13 protein-coding genes are annotated in these 16,196 nt (G+C 38.7%); 8 read left to right on the forward strand and 5 right to left on the reverse strand.

From position 1 onward, the window contains the following. Together DSM106972_RS54370 and DSM106972_RS43675 are read left to right on the forward strand one after the other, a co-directional pair. Positions 1-606, forward strand: a 606-nt coding sequence (locus DSM106972_RS54370) for a photosynthetic reaction center family protein (RefSeq protein WP_459178372.1), incomplete at its 5' end; no start/stop codon positions are given. Positions 607-771: 165 nt separating this feature from the next. Continuing rightward, positions 772-1,158: a hypothetical protein gene (locus DSM106972_RS43675; RefSeq protein WP_127086583.1), complete on the forward strand. Its 387-nt coding sequence runs from the start codon at positions 772-774 to the stop codon at positions 1,156-1,158. Positions 1,159-1,318: 160 nt separating this feature from the next. Here the strand turns inward: DSM106972_RS43675 and DSM106972_RS43680 are convergent, their stop codons facing one another. Beyond that, entirely contained in the window at positions 1,319-1,906 is a 588-nt protein-coding gene (locus tag DSM106972_RS43680) for an HD domain-containing protein (protein WP_127086584.1), read from the reverse strand. 67 nt (positions 1,907-1,973) lie between these two features. On the opposite strand from DSM106972_RS43680, the gene DSM106972_RS43685 reads away from it, so the two are divergent. Next, positions 1,974-2,624 carry a hypothetical protein gene (locus DSM106972_RS43685; protein ID WP_127086585.1) on the forward strand — a complete coding sequence of 217 codons (651 nt, stop codon included), beginning with the start codon at positions 1,974-1,976 and terminating at the stop codon, positions 2,622-2,624. A 169-nt stretch (positions 2,625-2,793) separates the two neighbouring features. Here the strand turns inward: DSM106972_RS43685 and DSM106972_RS43690 are convergent, their stop codons facing one another. Beyond that, positions 2,794-3,180, reverse strand: a complete 387-nt coding sequence (locus tag DSM106972_RS43690) for a helix-turn-helix domain-containing protein (RefSeq protein WP_325052274.1) — start codon at positions 3,178-3,180, stop codon at positions 2,794-2,796. 193 nt (positions 3,181-3,373) lie between these two features. Here DSM106972_RS43690 and DSM106972_RS43695 point away from each other — a divergent pair, with 193 nt between their 5' ends. The 4 genes from DSM106972_RS43695 (at position 3,374) to frp (ending at position 7,753) form a co-directional block, all read left to right on the forward strand. Beyond that, on the forward strand, positions 3,374-4,567 hold the full coding sequence (locus DSM106972_RS43695; RefSeq protein WP_127086587.1) for an Alr2735 family protein: 1,194 nt from the start codon (positions 3,374-3,376) through the stop codon (positions 4,565-4,567). A 151-nt stretch (positions 4,568-4,718) separates the two neighbouring features. Beyond that, on the forward strand, positions 4,719-5,801 hold the full coding sequence (psbA, locus tag DSM106972_RS43700) for a photosystem II reaction center subunit D1 (RefSeq protein ID WP_127086588.1): 1,083 nt from the start codon (positions 4,719-4,721) through the stop codon (positions 5,799-5,801). 407 nt (positions 5,802-6,208) lie between these two features. Then, complete coding sequence (locus DSM106972_RS43705; RefSeq protein ID WP_127086589.1) at positions 6,209-7,168, forward strand: orange carotenoid-binding protein; 960 nt, start codon at positions 6,209-6,211, stop codon at positions 7,166-7,168. A 258-nt stretch (positions 7,169-7,426) separates the two neighbouring features. Then, complete coding sequence (gene frp / locus DSM106972_RS43710) at positions 7,427-7,753, forward strand: fluorescence recovery protein (RefSeq protein WP_019491772.1); 327 nt, start codon at positions 7,427-7,429, stop codon at positions 7,751-7,753. A gap of 393 nt (positions 7,754-8,146) precedes the next feature. Here frp and DSM106972_RS43715 read toward each other — a convergent pair whose 3' ends face one another. Next, positions 8,147-8,350, reverse strand: a complete 204-nt coding sequence (locus DSM106972_RS43715) for a chlorophyll a/b-binding protein (protein WP_073618169.1) — start codon at positions 8,348-8,350, stop codon at positions 8,147-8,149. Positions 8,351-8,792: 442 nt separating this feature from the next. Between DSM106972_RS43715 and DSM106972_RS43720 the strand changes: the two genes are divergently transcribed. Continuing rightward, positions 8,793-9,356 carry a hypothetical protein gene (locus DSM106972_RS43720; RefSeq protein ID WP_127086590.1) on the forward strand — a complete coding sequence of 188 codons (564 nt, stop codon included), beginning with the start codon at positions 8,793-8,795 and terminating at the stop codon, positions 9,354-9,356. A 64-nt stretch (positions 9,357-9,420) separates the two neighbouring features. Here DSM106972_RS43720 and DSM106972_RS43725 read toward each other — a convergent pair whose 3' ends face one another. Further along, positions 9,421-14,553, reverse strand: coding sequence for a WD40 domain-containing protein (locus DSM106972_RS43725; RefSeq protein ID WP_127086591.1), 5,133 nt, complete (start codon positions 14,551-14,553; stop codon positions 9,421-9,423). Then, entirely contained in the window at positions 14,514-15,860 is a 1,347-nt protein-coding gene (locus tag DSM106972_RS43730; RefSeq protein WP_127086592.1) for a P-loop NTPase fold protein, read from the reverse strand. Before DSM106972_RS43730 ends, DSM106972_RS43725 begins: the two co-directional genes overlap by 40 nt. Positions 15,861-16,196 lie beyond the last annotated feature (336 nt).

Below are 16,196 nucleotides of genomic sequence, written 5' to 3' on the forward strand. Positions count from 1 at the left end.
ATTTACCCAATCGGTCAAGGTTCATTCTCCGATGGTATGCCTTTAGGTATCTCTGGAACATTCAACTTCATGTTGGTATTCCAAGCAGAACACAACATCTTAATGCATCCCTTCCACCAACTTGGTGTAGCAGGTGTATTCGGTGGTTCGTTATTCTCTGCAATGCACGGTTCACTTGTAACTTCTTCTTTAGTTCGTGAAACAACCGAAACCGAGAGCCAAAACTACGGTTATAAATTCGGTCAAGAAGAAGAAACCTACAACATCGTTGCAGCACACGGTTACTTCGGTCGCTTGATTTTCCAATACGCTTCGTTCAACAACAGCCGCAGCTTACACTTCTTCTTAGCTGCATGGCCAGTAGTTGGAATCTGGTTTACTTCCTTGGGTATTTCCACAATGGCATTCAACCTCAACGGTTTCAACTTCAACCAATCAGTAATTGATAGCCAAGGTCGCGTCATCAACACATGGGCAGACATCATCAACCGTGCTAACCTCGGTATGGAAGTAATGCACGAGCGTAACGCTCACAACTTCCCACTCGACTTAGCTAGTGGCGAAGTTGCACCAGTAGCATTAACTGCACCTGCGATTAACGGTTAATAATTGACATAACTAGATAACTCAAAAGCGCTCCTATTTTTTAGGGGCGCTTTTTGATTTATACCGGATGGAAGTTGCTTTATGTGGAATCAAATGGGACTCAAATCCTCAAAGTGGACTGCATTTTTGAGGGAGAACAAACGAGTTTTGCGATAAGGGAGAAAGATGATGAGTGAAAGGTGGATTATTTTTCATGCAGAACCTAACCAACCTGGCTGGGAAAACCGCAAGCTGCCAATGGGCGGTTTAACGGGCATCCTTAACGAACAGTGGGACTACACGAATAGCGATAAAATACCAGTTGTTGGAGAACGATTTAGGCAGTTTTTGCAGGTTGAGGAATTTGTAGACCCACAGTTTCCTAAAAGTTCAACTCATGTACGGGATGGAGATTGGGTTGTCACTAGAGTTGAACAATACCCTGCAGTTACCCAAAATTCTTCAAAACAAGAAATTGTGCTTTGTTATTGCAAATTTGAACCAATAATGTCGGAGCTGGAGCCGCTTGGTAGGGGACAGACAAGTCCTCAGCTACAGGAATCCCAAGCATAAATAAGTAAATTTCCGATTTCGGTTCGACAAGCTTTAAATAAATAGTAAAAAGCGTCTCCTTATGGGGGCGCTTTTTGCTTTGATAACACTGTGGCGCCTGTGCAGAACGTGAACGCGGGCGCAAATGCGTATAAATGTTTAAAACGGGCACCTAGCAAATCTAAATATATATCTGCCTATCCTCACTAGCATTATTCAATAAATAACGATATTGAAACTCAAAAGCTTGTTTTATCTCCGGTAAAACAATTTTTCTTTCCCAATCAGTTGTTAGTTTTTTTCGATTCCTCGCTTGTAATTCTTCTATTGATACATCACTATTTTCCCACCAATATATACTAAAAAATGGCCCAATCATATGAGCAGCACCATCTGCGGAAGAGACAATTTTAATTTCAATACTCTCTGCTACCAACTCTTGAGGGTCTTTGCGGTCGATTATTTTGATGCTGGCAATTACTTGCTTTGCGCGCTTGTCAGAAACTCCACTTTCAAGCAGAAATTTTTCCCCTGCTATTTCTGAATCATATGCTGATTGATTCGTAATTTTTCCGTAATCATGCATCCAAACAAGCAGTAAAACCAGTTCTCGATTGGCATTTTGATAGATGTTGCATAGTTTTATAGCGATTTCTTCGACAATCAACAAATGATGTTTTACATACCATTTGTAATGTATAAATGCGAGGTTTTGCGTTTTGATGATGATTTGCTCTCTAACCCGCTCTATAACTTGACTTTCACTCATAAAAACCTCAATTCTTGTATCCAAACATTTTTTACGTATTATTGGTATAGTAATTTACGAGTATGAATTGTCTAGAACTATTGGTGATACTTTCGGTATCACCCGAAATAGCATTCTTTTTTATACTACAATTGATATTTTATATATTACATTTATGCATTTTTTGATGAGCGCGTTGGTTTCATCGTTGATACTCGTACAATCGGCGCCTGAATGGACAACTTACTCGCAACCTCGTGTAACTAGTGGAGATAGCACGCGCTGCCAAATCGAATCGTTACAAAATGGCAATCAGGTGTCAATGACCGTAAATACAGGCGCCAGTTCCCAAGGAAGCAAAAAAGATAATATTAAATGTCGGTTTGAGATGTCCGTTGCAATTGAACCTGTACAAGGTTGGTATGCTCAAAGTATTGAACACACTATCAACGGTGGCATTACCAAGGCGCCTGGTAGTAAAACATTATTGAACGCACGCTCTACATTTGCAGCCAAAGAGCTATTAAAAATCAAAGAAACTGAATCAAATCCATTAATCAGCCGTTTTCAAAGTTTTCCTATTACATCTGTAATATCCAAGTCAAAACAATGCTCCAACTCGTTTGAGGGTTCAACGCCAAAAATGACCTTTGAACTAGAAGCACAAACTCAAGGTGATGCAAGTGTTTCCTTCGGCGCCGTTGATATCAATATAATTTACGCGCGGTGTTTATCTTAGAGAATCTATTGGACGGGGCTTGCGATGCCCGTTCCACAAGACAATTCCACAAGACAATTCCACAAGACAATTCCACAAGACAATTCCACAAGACAATTCCATAAGACAAGCATGAATGTTCATGTCCGCTCGTAAATTTTGAATGATTAATGAATACACCAAGCCACAATTATGCAGCAATTTGTTCTTTCTTCTCTGGAGTAGAATCATCACTTTCTTGTGAAGACTTTTTCGGTACCGACTTTTTGCGCGCGTCTCCTGATGCATATTGATACTCAAGTGGGTCAAAGTCCCGCTGTTCATCCGGGCAAAACTCTATCAAATCCCACAAATCTATTTTTCTCTTAGGAAAACCATTCACATCACACAATTTATTAATCGCAGCGACTATTTGTATCCAACGTTTTTCATTGATTTCCGGCATATACTCACAAGCCCGCCAAGTCGTAACAGTACTTTCACTGACTTTAATCAATTCAGCAAGCTGCACCACCTTTATCCGCCGCTCACTCATTATTCTTTTCAATCTCCAACGTATCGCCCCTTTTGCCTTCATTCGCCTTACCTTACAATACAAATCACTGCGCGCATGAGTGAAAACAATCAATAAAACAGCAGATACCCATTATACATTGTTAAGTTTTATTACAATGTACAGTTTTTGATTAGGGATTCCTGTTTAATCAAAAGTAGTTGGCTACACAAATGAGTAACCAACTGCAAAACAGATATTTACTTCCTAATCTACCATGACTACTAACACATATACACCGGTATGTTTGGATATAATTGATACGTTAAATGGCACAACAGCCACAATATTGGAATTTGCAAAGGCATTGGCAACAGATCAGAAATACTTATCCAGAGCTGATTTTAGCAAATTAGTACAATCATTAGGGTGGAGTAAGGATGTTGTAAAAAAATACATCAATATAGGTATAGCATTCTTTGATATAGAAATCAGTAGGCTTATCAATATAGAAGCTACGACATTATTTAAAATTACCTCCAATAAAAGATTTGCCGCTGTGGTTGATGGAATAAAAAGCGCCTTTGGGCTTATAACGCAACAGTTTGTAGAACATTTAATCCAATCGAATAAAAAGGTGCCTGTACCTAATCAAAGTACTCCAACAATATGGAGAGGCGAAAATGCAACAAGAAGATGCGTTATTCCACCTATAAAGGAAGATGATCAGTTTACAGGTACGACGATTCAACGTGCGATGGATGATGAGAAAATAACGGCACAAAGATTTGTAAGAGAAGCAGCAGCATATAGGGAAGCGTACAAGCTAGGCGCCTTTGAACTGGTGGGAGATTTACCACCACACTTGGTAGAAATATTGGGTATTGAATATGAGACGCGCGCGCGCAGTGATGAGCCAACACCAAGTACAACGGCATCATTTGATTGGGAGGCGCCTTCAAATACGAGTAATATTGAAGAGTCTCCAACAATACTAGAAGAGTCGCGCAACTCTCAAACAGTAGAAAAAAACGAGCATCCTAATCCATCACCTGCATACTCTGTAATAGAAATAAAGAGTGAAGAAAAATTATCGTATAAGAGAGAATTATCCGCTAACGACATAGCAGAATTACTCAAAGAATGTGCTACTTGGTCAGAAATAGAAGAAATCACAAGCAGCCTTGATAAACAAACACGTACCGAATCATGGTTACAACTTAGTAGAGAGGAACAAACGCGCGTCTTAGAATTGAAAAGGATTGCTTCAATAGAACATATTCCCAGCAATATTGTTGAAGAAACACCAATAATAAAAGTGGGTGACACAGTGATATGGAATAATTGTTGGCCACATTTAAGTAGTTGGAATCCCTTCCAAGTAGAAAATATTGAAGACGACTATGCAAAACTGAATAACCTTAAAACACCTGTACCAGTCGAGGAATTATCATTAGTGTCTTGCCATTAATAGGCGCCACAGCAATATAAGTAACACTGATATGCTTGATTAGCAATGATAATCAGAGACTACTTGTAATTGTTAAGCAATGTAAACTATATTAGAAACAAGCAAGCAGATAGCTTGTATACATATTCATTTTCACAGCAATCATAAAACCATGACCGCAACTTTACAACGTCGCGAAACAGCGAACGTGTGGGAACAGTTCTGTCGTTGGGTCGCTAGTACCGAAAACCGCCTTTATATAGGTTGGTTCGGCGTACTAATGATTCCAACCCTTTTGGCAGCAACAACCTGCTTTATCATTGCATTTGTAGCAGCACCCCCAGTTGACATCGACGGTATCCGCGAACCAGTAGCTGGTTCTTTAATGTACGGAAACAATATTATTTCCGGCGCCGTAGTTCCTTCTTCCAACGCAATTGGTCTTCACTTCTACCCAATTTGGGAAGCAGCTTCGTTAGATGAGTGGCTTTACAACGGTGGTCCTTACCAGTTGGTAGTATTCCACTTCCTGATTGGCGTATTTTGCTACATGGGTCGTGAGTGGGAACTTTCTTACCGCTTAGGTATGCGTCCTTGGATATGTGTTGCTTACTCTGCACCAGTCGCAGCAGCAACCGCAGTATTCTTGATTTACCCAATTGGTCAAGGTTCATTCTCTGACGGTATGCCCTTGGGTATCAGTGGAACATTCAACTTCATGTTGGTATTCCAAGCAGAACACAACATCTTAATGCATCCCTTCCACCAATTAGGTGTAGCAGGTGTATTCGGTGGTTCGTTATTCTCTGCAATGCACGGTTCACTTGTAACTTCTTCTTTAGTTCGTGAAACAACCGAAACTGAAAGCCAAAACTACGGCTACAAATTCGGTCAAGAAGAAGAAACCTACAACATCGTTGCAGCACACGGTTACTTCGGTCGCTTGATATTCCAATACGCTTCGTTCAACAACAGCCGTTCACTCCACTTCTTCTTAGCTGCTTGGCCAGTAGTTGGAATCTGGTTTACCTCTTTAGGTATCTCCACAATGGCATTCAACCTGAACGGTTTCAACTTCAACCAATCAGTAATTGACAGCCAAGGTCGCGTCATCAACACATGGGCAGACATCATCAACCGCGCTAACTTAGGTATGGAAGTAATGCACGAGCGTAACGCTCACAACTTCCCACTCGATTTAGCTTCTGGCGAAGTTGCTCCCGTAGCACTAACAGCACCTGCTATTAACGGTTAATAAATCTACAACTAAATAATTAAGTCGGAAGCGTTCCTATTCTGTAGGGACGCTTTCTGCATGTTTAAACGGCGCCAAACCATAACACAAAGACCCAAACCGTAGACACGTACATGTAAAGTCTTTACATTAATTTAATAAATCATCCGTTACATCCGTTTATAATCCGTTGCCAGTGGCTCATATCATATTTCTGAATATTTTAAATACACCTAAATAACTTTTGTTTTAATAACTGAGATAAGAAATTAACATCAAAATTTGTAAACATTTATGTACATTTATAAACAAACCTGTGCTAACTTTAAGTAGTAGGCGATACATTTCTATCCCCAGAGGCTTGTTCATAAGTTTCTGTTGAAAAAGTTTATAGCTCCACTAGTAAATTTGTTAAGGAAAATTCTGCTATGCCATTTACCATCGATTCAGCCCGTAGTATATTTCCTAACACACTATCTGCTGATGCAGTGCCAGCAACAATTGCAAGATTCGCACAACTTAATGCAGAAGATCAACTTGCCTTGATTTGGTTTGCTTACTTAGAAATGGGTACAACCATTACTATTGCAGCTCCTGGCGCCGCTAACATGCAGTTTGCAGAAGCTACTATGAACCAAATCCGTAAAATGGATTTTCGCGAGCAATCGCAAGTAATGTGCGATTTGACAAATGGTGCTGATACCCCTATTTGTCGTACTTATGGTACTTGGTCTGCAAATATTAAGTTAGGTTTTTGGTACCAGCTTGGAAAATGGATGGAAGAAGGAATTGTGGCGCCAATTCCAGAAGGTTATCAGCTTTCTGCCAATGCGAGTGCTGTATTACAGGCAATCAGAAATTTGGAACCCGGACAACAAATTACAGTGCTACGTAATTTTGTAGTTGACATGGGATATGACCCTAACAAAATGGGTAATTATGAGCGAGTTTCTGAGCCTGTTGTTCTTCCCAAAGAGTTATCACAACGAGTTAAAGTCAATATTGAAGGTCTTGATAATCCAACCGTGTTGAGCTACATGAACAACATGAATGCAAATGACTTTGATGCATTAATCGAGTTGTTTGAGCCAGACGGTGCTTTACAACCTCCTTTCCAAAGACCAATTGTTGGAAAAGAAGCTGTATTACGTTTCTTCCGTGAAGATTGTCAAAACCTCAAGTTACTTCCTGAACGCGGTATTCTTGAACCGGCTGAAGATGGTTATACCCAAATTAAGGTTACTGGTAAAGTACAAACTCCTTGGTTTGGCGCCGCTGTTGGAATGAATATGGCTTGGAGATTTTTGTTAAATCCCCAAGGTAAGATTTTCTTTGTTGCTATTGATTTGCTTGCTTCTCCCAAAGAGTTGTTAAACTTGGCTCGATAGATAGATACACATTGACATCAAATTTCTGATGATTAAGTGAGCGTTCTTCAAAATAGAGCGCTCTATTATTTTGTAATTACTAGCATAATCTGGTAATATAATAAGTATCACGTTTTCTTAACTACTTATAAAATATTGATTTAAATAAAGACAATCGCAGTTCTGTGATTGTTTAGATTTGCTGTCAATAATAAGTATTAACTAAAAACATGATATCAGTCTAAAAATTTTCTTAACACATATATTTGAATTCTGACAATGCAAGCGACAGATACTCAGTGGTCTCAAACAGAACAGGAAGTAGCTAAAGCAGCTTTCGATAAAGCTTACGAACGAGAAATCAATGCTTTAGCCAAAGAAGTTCATAAGATAGCAGATGGAATCACGCAACTAGACGATATTTGGGTTTTGCATGATTTCTTAAGTGCAAGGCGCCACGATATTGATGGTAAATACGATTATAGATATTCAGTTCTAGTCTTTGTGTTTGCCAGATTGCTTAAAGAAGGCTGGCTGAATCTTGAAGAACTAGAAGGATTGGCGCCAGATAAACTCAAAAAGGTTAGTGCTTTGTCACGCATGTAGTATCCGAGACTATTGTTTTGATCTGCTTTTCATCACATTTGGTGACTAAATTTTTAATTGTGCTATTTTTAAGTATTTTGCCCTTTCTCTCAAATTTAAATCAGAGTAAGCTAAATAGCATAACTAAAAATCTATACCGATAAGCAAAAACTCAATAGTTTTGGAATGAAACAATCGGCAATACCCGCTTCGGAGCCAGAAAGACTTCAGGTACTTCCGCAGTTATCATCTTATTATTAAGATAAAAAGTCTATATTTTTACTAGGAAAAAATCTGTTTTGTATTGATATTCAGCAAGGTGACGGCGCCGTTACTTAAGCCAGAAAATCGGCGCCTGGTCAATATTTTTAAGACAATACTTTTGTACCTAAATAGTGCGGGTAAAAATTACAATTAAGGATGAGTACTGGAAACAAGATGAAGTACATCTCGCACAACGCTGTAACCGCTCAAGTCCCAAAGTAGATAAGCAAGAAAACCAATCATAGCTAAACGACCGTTCCAAAGTTCGGCTTGAGGTGTAATACCAATATCTCCCGCATTGCGGTCTTTGCCATTATATGCAAGTTCAGTTGCATCACTAGGATAACGTTCCATTGTTTGTTCCCTTAACAATCTAATTACATGCTTATGTTACTTACTTAACTATGCCAAGCTATCTGTCTGTAGTTTCAAAGTACAAACTACCCTAAAGGATGATTTTTTCAAACCAACGGCGCCAAAAGCTACATTAAGCGATAATGGAACGGGCAAGGATGCCCATTCCACAAAATGAGTTTTAACAAAATAATTTTTATACTGATACTCAATTTTTATTAAGTTACAGAATTAAGGTATTGATAATGAATTGATAAGTATTTTTATCATGCAAGGTTGATTTTAAAATTATCTATCGTTGTACATATTGTTGTGAAAAGGTAGCAATTTTTGCATTTTTTATTTATAAAGTTTTTCATTATATTTTTAGTGGTCTATACATTGACTGCGTTTCATCGGCATGTGAAAGCTAATTAAGAGCGTATAAGCATAAAGGAAAGAGATGAGAAATATTTTTTTGGTTGGGATAGCTGGTTTGAGTTTAGCTGGAGTAGTGTTTTGTTCTTCAGTTGCTTTAGCAGAAGAAACTGTATGTGATGGGGACTTAGGTGCTGTTACTTTAGATAATGTAAAAGTACCTAGCGATAAGAGTTGTAACATGAATGGTACAACTGTAAAAGGTACTATCAAAGTGGAGTCGAATGGCAAGCTTACAGCTTCTGACATCAAAGTAAATGGTAATATTCAGGCTGAGAAGGCAGAAAATGTAACTGTTAATAACAATTCCAGAGTTGATGGTAATATTCAGATTAAAGAGTCCAAGGCTGCAAACATTACTAACACACGAATTAGACAAGATTTGCAGTTTGAAAAAAATACAAATCAATTAGTTGCTAACGACAATACAATCACCGGAAATTTACAAGCATCTCAGAATACCGGGGGTGTAGAAATTAGACGCAACAGAATTAATGGTAATTTGCAGTGTAAAGAAAATGCTCCTTCTCCTACCGGAGAAGATAATACAGTACGAGGGAATAAAGAAGACCAGTGTTCAAGTTTATAGATTATATTTGGTTAGTAGGTGCCGATATTACAGTGGGCACTGCCCACCATAAAACACTCTAGAATTAAGAGCATAATTTGCGGTCAGCTTCAGAAACTTTAGTATTATTCTGTAAGTAATCTCGCAATAACTCGCAACCTTTAGACATTAAATTTGCTGTCTGAGTATCAGCTAAGTCACGGTAAACTATTTTACCTTTATTGTTCCCTATCACTAATGTTTTACTATCAGGAGTAAAACTAATAGTTGAAAATGCCTCATCTTCTGCGTTGATAACTAATTCTAATTTGCCCAAAAGATTCCACAGCTTTATTTTATCTTCGCTCATAGTGGCGATAGTTTCACCATCGTGGCTCAAGCTGATACTCATAAAACCTTCACCATCACCATTTAGAGTTTGAATCAAATTCAAATTTTTATCCCATAATTTCACTGTACTGTCTAGACTTGCTGTGGCTAATATATTATCTTTTGACCAGACCGCAGCATAAACAGGACGGTTATGAGATCTAATATCCTTAATTAATTTACCGTCTTTATTCCATATTTTTACGGTGTTATCATCGCTTGCAGATGCGATGTATTGACCATTTGGACTAAAACTAACCCAGTTAACAGGTTCAGTATGCTTTAATAACTTAGCAATAAATTTACCGTCTTTACTCCATAATCTTACTGATTTATCTCTACTTGCTGATGCTAATATTTCTCCATTATGCGCCCAATCAACACTTAATACTCCCTTGGCATGTCCCTCTAAAGTATTAATTAGCTTACCGTCGCGACTCCATAATTTTACTGTTCCATCACTCGATGCTGAAGCTATAGTTTGACCATTTGGGCTAAAACTTATATCCCAAACTGCGCTTTTGTGTCCAGTTAAAGTATGTTGTAACTGACCATTTGCACTCCATATATTCACAGTCCCGTCTTCGCTAGAATCGGCAAATGTATCACCGTCTGGAGAATAACTTAACATTGTTACTGGTGTATTGTGGGCTTGGATACTCTTTAAAGGTAGATATTGCCAACGCCATAGTCTAATTTTTGTGTCACGACTCGCGGAAGCAAGAGTTTTTCCATCACTGCTAAAACTAACGCTAGTTACCCAATCATTATTTCCTTTCAAAGTTAAGTGCGGTTGCTTTATGGGTTTATCTATTGCGTCAAGTTTCCACAGTTTTACTGTTTTATCCCAACCGGCTGAAGCTAATGTTTTTCCATCTGGACTAAAAGCAACACTCATTGCTGCTGGTTTGTGTGCTTGTATTAAATTAAGTAATTTTCCATCGTGACTCCACAACTTAACAGTTTCATCCAAACTTGCTGATGCCAACATTTTACTATTCGGCGCCCAAGCTACAGCAAATACTGCATCGCTATGTCCAGATAAAGTTTGTAACAGCTTACCGTTTGTACTCCACAGCTTTATTGTGTTGTCGTTTTCTGTCTGATTTTTTTCACTACTTGCTCCGGCCGAAGCAATCATACTACCATCTGGCGCCCAAGCTAAACTAGTAACGGGTGTAGTATGTCCTAACAAAGTAGCAAGTACTTTTCCTTGTTGGTTCCATAATCTAATAATATTATCGGCGCCTCCCGATGCAATAGTTTGCCCCGAAGGACTAAACGTGACGCTATTTACTACTTCGTTATGTAGAAATGTTCTTAATAATTTACCGTCAATAGTCCACAATTTAACAGTTCTATCAGCACTTCCAGAGACTATCATTTTACCATCAGGACTAAACGCGACACTATTCACACGCTTGCTATGCCCTTTTAATACACGTAATTTTTTACCATTTGCCTGCCAAAGTCGAACTGTTCCATCACTACTCGCAGAAGCAATTAACTGATTATTAGGACTAAATACAACACTATTTACATCAGCTAAATGTCCTTCTAAACGGTTGATTTCGCGCACCCGCATTCCGTAAGTTGCTTGATAAAGTGCTGTTCTAACGATTTGCTGAGTTTCTTCATCAGGTAAAAGTACGTTATCAATTTTTCTACCTGCGCGCAATCCTTCACGTAAAGCATCAATATCTTTGCCCAAAGCAAATAAAGCTTCACTCGATACACTTGCTGCAACGCTAGCGGTAATAACAGCTTTACGTCCAGTAGAAAAAGCAGTCCAAATAGAACCTATTAGTAGCACGATACCCAGAGCTGAGGCAACAAGGGCATTTTTGAGTAAGCGATTCGTTTTTACTTGACTAGTACGTAGCTTTTCAGTTTCAAGAAGTTCTGCTTGTAACTTTTGTTGTTCAATTTCCGAAAGTAAACGTTCACGCTCAACACGACTAAATTCATCGCGTTTTCGTAGTTCCTTTAATTCGCTTAGTAAATCTGAACCAGTAACTTGATGTTCTGTAGGAATTTTACCTTGTTTGTTATGGCGAAGTGCGCTTTCTAAACGAGAAATTTCTTGTTCGTTAGTTTGTACTTGTGCGCGTAGTTGTTTAACTTGTTCTTGCAAGCTAAGTTCAGTTTGTTGAAGACTGCGAATTAAATCAACAAGGTAATCGTGAATTAGCTGGTATCGTTCGGGTACATCAGGATAAAGCACTACTAGTCCTGAACGTACTAATATTTCTAATACTAATTCTAATTTATTGACATCTTCTAATTCTGCAAGTTCTATTGCTAGTTCGGCGCGAGTTTTAAAAGGACGCTTATTATTTTCGTCTGTAAGTAAATATAATACTAAAAATGCAGCACGTTCATTTTCTTTACCGCAGTCGCTGATTAATTCTGCTAAATATCTTTGAATTAGCTTGTTTGGACGAAATTGCTGATATTTAGCAAGGGTTAAAATTCGCTCATCTTGAAGTTGGGCGCCAACTACTTGCAGTTCAATTGGTCTTACCTCCCCCAATTCCGCAGATAAATCATTAACCAAAGCATCGATTAATTCAGGTTCAATATTATATTGCGAACGCTGTGTTAATTCACGAATTACCGATGATGCATCTTGACGTGAAAAGTTCTTTAATTGATAACGAATACTTTTATCTAAAATATTTTCGTTAACTGGTGCAATTTTATCTAAATGTTTAAACTCTAATAATTTGTGCAAGTAATCTTCACGTAAAGACAAAATTACTTTGACAAATGCTACATCCATAGAATCGCATAAAAACTTGTCGAACTCAGCTAGTTGAACAGGTTTATTACAACCAGAGAAAAACTCTTCTACCTGGTCAAAAATTAATACTGTAATAATACGATTTTGGGCATTTTGCTGTAAGAGTTCTAAAACCCCATCGATTGTAATTGGTCTATTCGCATAGGGTAGAATATCTTCTTCAAGTGCTGCTTTACGAATTGTAACAGGCGTTATTGAAGCAATCGCATTACTTAAAGCTGTGCCCAATTGTTGTATCCAATCTGTATATACTCGTAAAACTACGGGTACAGCAATTTGGTCCCCTATTGCCCGCTGTTGAAGTGCCGGCACCAACCCAGCTGTGACAGTGGAACTTTTACCAACTCCACTATGACCATGTATAACCGTTAACTTTTGGTCGGGACGGCTAATTCTGGCAATTAAATTTTGTACATCTCTTTGTCTACCAGAAGCGATAATTTCTAAAGCAACACTACCACTCGGCGCCGGAGAATTAACTATTGGGGTAGTTGCATGACGCTGTGGTTTTAACCGACCTGCTCCAATAAATGCGCGTAACCCATACTGTTGTTCAACCGAACGTCGCTTTTGCCGTATTACAAAAGCTTCAAGATACCGTCCTAATTCAAAATACAACCCACGTAACCATCGCAATAAACGAATATATTTATATACTTCGTATCTATAATCACTATTTTCTAAAGCAGCTTCTAAGTCTTTACTAGCTAACTCTATTTGTTCTAAAGCATTTTTTTGTTCACCTTGACGCTGTAATGCTTTTGCTAAAGTCAGACGATATATTTGTTCTTTTAATAAAGGAAACGAATTTGGCTGCGAATCATTATGTTTAGACGCTTCATCGAGTCGCAATAATGCTACACGCGCTTGTTTGCTAGCAATTACCCAATTTTCTCTAGCTATAGCCACCTGCGCTAAAAACCCAGAATCACAAGCAAGCTGAAAATGAGTACCATAATCATGATGTAAATTTTGTGACTTTAATGCTAGTTGTTGCAAATCATCCCATAATTTGACATGTTGCAAAACATCGGCTAAAAGTCCAATAATTTGAGCCGTTAAATCTGGGCGCCGAGCGGCTTCAAAAACGTCAAGGCACTGTTGTAAATAACACTTAGCTTCTTGCCAGCGTTCTTGATGTTCCACATGTACCCGTTCAGCTAAACGGTAATAACTTAGTCCTAAATAGAAAAGTAATACTCCTTGACGAAGCAAGAATATTGAAGGAGGAACAGGAGGATAACTAAAAAGAGGAGCAGAAGGAATAGTGAAGGCAGAAGAAGAAACCCAAAACTTTAAACTATCCTGAAAATATTCAATAGCTAAATCAATACGGTTGCTAGCATAGTAATCTAACCCAGCAATAAATTGAACTGAAGCGTTTAGTTCCGGTTCTAGTTCGATACCACGATGCTGTAACTCTTTGATACAAGAGCGAAATTCGTAACTACTATAATCCCAAACTTGTCCAAGGGTAGTGTGAGGATGCTCACCCTCTGAAACACCATTAATATCTAAAATTTTGGCGAACAGCGAATTAGTTTTGGTCTTCAAAAAATCTTGCAACTCTTGAGTAGTTAGCTCGAAGCGAATAGGAGTTGCTGCCCAACTAGTAAAATCTGGTGCGAACCGCCGCAGTTTACGCAGCAGTTCATCATTAACCCAAAACACCATCGGAAAAGGATGGCGTTTACGGAATTCATCACGAATATGGTTGATGGTTCGCAGTAAATCATCGAGTTCTTCTACCGACTCCAAACCCAAAATCATTAAAGCCTCTGGTTGCTCACTTCCTATTTCGGAGTGAATTGTCGAATATAAACTAATGGCATTCCTTTTTAGCGTTACCTTATGAATTCGATAACCATCACCTATTTCTTCTTCCAGGCGCCGCAGCATCTTTTGACGCAAAAAACTATAGTTGCAACCCACTAAACAGAGCGAAAACTGTCCACTTGAAAATGTGATTGCACGACGCAAACTATTAACAGCGCGCTCATTGGCTGCTATAACATTTTCTGAGTAAAAGGGGCTTTTTCCAACCATGACTTAAACTTCTGCGTTTCTGCTAAAACTGGGTTGACTGCAAACCAAGCACCTTCACAATCCCGGTACTCGAACACAAATAAACTGCGTAATAAAGTGTGGTATTCAATATCACCCTTGACTTTTTGTTCTTTGACAACCTGAAATATCAAATCCCACTCTTCTGAGTCAATCGGATTTGCGCGAAAATCACGATGGCGCCGAATTACCATTTCTACACAATCGCGGTCAAAAGGTGGGTCCTGTTCGCGTACACAAACAAATAGCAGTCCGAGTAAATCCCGAACATGACCGCCACTAATTAAACACAATCTATCGAGTGTTTCTTGGCTATCGAACACTTCTTTTATTAACCCCAGTCTATCAATTATAGGAATATCAGGGAAAGCACGCGCTAATACCATTTGCCGCATTAATGATAATCCGACACCATTAATTTCTCCTGTACGCTGTCTTACTGGTATCATCGGTAACACTTGAGGAGCAACACCACCACCCAAGCGTTGCTGAAGATGAACGCTATCGTTCGAGAAAGTTAAAGCCAAAGGAATTGTATAAACAACATGGCAATTTAGCTTACGAAGCTGTTCACCACGGTCTATAAATAGATGTTCAGGTAAAGAACGTCCCGAAGGTAAGGGTCGAATGTCCACCCGGTCGAGGTTATCAACGATAACAACAAGTCCTTTTTTGCCTTTCGCTTTCAACTCAGTAATCGCGCGTGCTAACAATTCCTGGTTAATCGAGTTTAAGATATTTTCGGTGCGTGGTTCTAAATAATCGCGTAGTCGGCGCCGTAGATTTGGACTTTCTTTAGTTTTGGCAGTAATTTTTGCAATACCCACCGATAATTCACCTTGCAGTTCTAAATCGAGTGGTGTTTGCAGAAAATTAACGATTTCTCCAAACAGCTTGTTAAAATATCCGGGTTTCAGCCGAATATTGATTGCTTCGAGACTTTCGCTAACTTGACCTGCAATTGCTATCAAAATATCAGTCACATCCAAATCCACTACATCCAAAACTTGCGTGGATTCAAAATAGACGACATGAAAACCAGCTTGTTCCAACTCTGCCTTCAGGCGCCATAATTCAGTTGATTTACCGCAGCCAATATGACCTGTAAACAGTTGGCAAGTAGGAGTATTAGGAGAAATCCGAGTGATAGTACGCCCTAAAGCCTCAATGATTTTACCACCCCGCACTTGTGCAAAATCAATATAATAGCTTCGGTCTACAGCGTTTTCCATCATTAGCGGTCTGCTCGGATTGCACGCTTGATAAAATCTATCTAAATCTAAGAGCATAACCAATATAACTTACTAGTTGACAGATAATCGTTATAAACGAACAGCTAATTGTTAATGCCTAACAGAAAAAAGTTAAAAGCGCAAGCCCCAAACATGAGAGCGCATTACTAATTAGCTTTGATGCATCCAATTTAAAAACCACAACTTCCAAACTTTAATTTTCGGATTTGTAATTAAAACGCTTTACAAACACACCTAATTTTGGTTTATTTATATTAGGTACATATTCTCGAACATCTTAATTTTATAGCTACAAAAAATTAGGCAAAGTCAATATTTGCCGCTTTGGAAATATAAGCTTCACACAGTGTAATGCTGAACGTAGTGAAGCAT

Source organism: Dulcicalothrix desertica PCC 7102 (assembly GCF_003991905.1).
GTDB lineage: Bacteria > Cyanobacteriota > Cyanobacteriia > Cyanobacteriales > Nostocaceae > Dulcicalothrix > Dulcicalothrix desertica.

Bases quoted from the DNA above. Each gene is read 5' to 3' on its own strand.
- DSM106972_RS43690 (WP_325052274.1), bottom strand. From the start codon at position 3,180: ATGAAGGCAAAAGGGGCGATACGTTGGAGATTGAAAAGAATAATGAGT.
- DSM106972_RS43675 (WP_127086583.1), top strand. From the start codon at position 772: ATGATGAGTGAAAGGTGGATTATTTTTCATGCAGAACCTAACCAACCT.
- DSM106972_RS43720 (WP_127086590.1), top strand. From the start codon at position 8,793: ATGAGAAATATTTTTTTGGTTGGGATAGCTGGTTTGAGTTTAGCTGGA.
- psbA (WP_127086588.1), top strand. From the start codon at position 4,719: ATGACCGCAACTTTACAACGTCGCGAAACAGCGAACGTGTGGGAACAG.
- DSM106972_RS43680 (WP_127086584.1), bottom strand. From the start codon at position 1,906: ATGAGTGAAAGTCAAGTTATAGAGCGGGTTAGAGAGCAAATCATCATC.
- DSM106972_RS43715 (WP_073618169.1), bottom strand. From the start codon at position 8,350: ATGGAACGTTATCCTAGTGATGCAACTGAACTTGCATATAATGGCAAA.
- DSM106972_RS43725 (WP_127086591.1), bottom strand. From the start codon at position 14,553: ATGGTTGGAAAAAGCCCCTTTTACTCAGAAAATGTTATAGCAGCCAAT.
- DSM106972_RS43695 (WP_127086587.1), top strand. From the start codon at position 3,374: ATGACTACTAACACATATACACCGGTATGTTTGGATATAATTGATACG.
- DSM106972_RS43730 (WP_127086592.1), bottom strand. From the start codon at position 15,860: ATGCTCTTAGATTTAGATAGATTTTATCAAGCGTGCAATCCGAGCAGA.
- DSM106972_RS43705 (WP_127086589.1), top strand. From the start codon at position 6,209: ATGCCATTTACCATCGATTCAGCCCGTAGTATATTTCCTAACACACTA.
- frp (WP_019491772.1), top strand. From the start codon at position 7,427: ATGCAAGCGACAGATACTCAGTGGTCTCAAACAGAACAGGAAGTAGCT.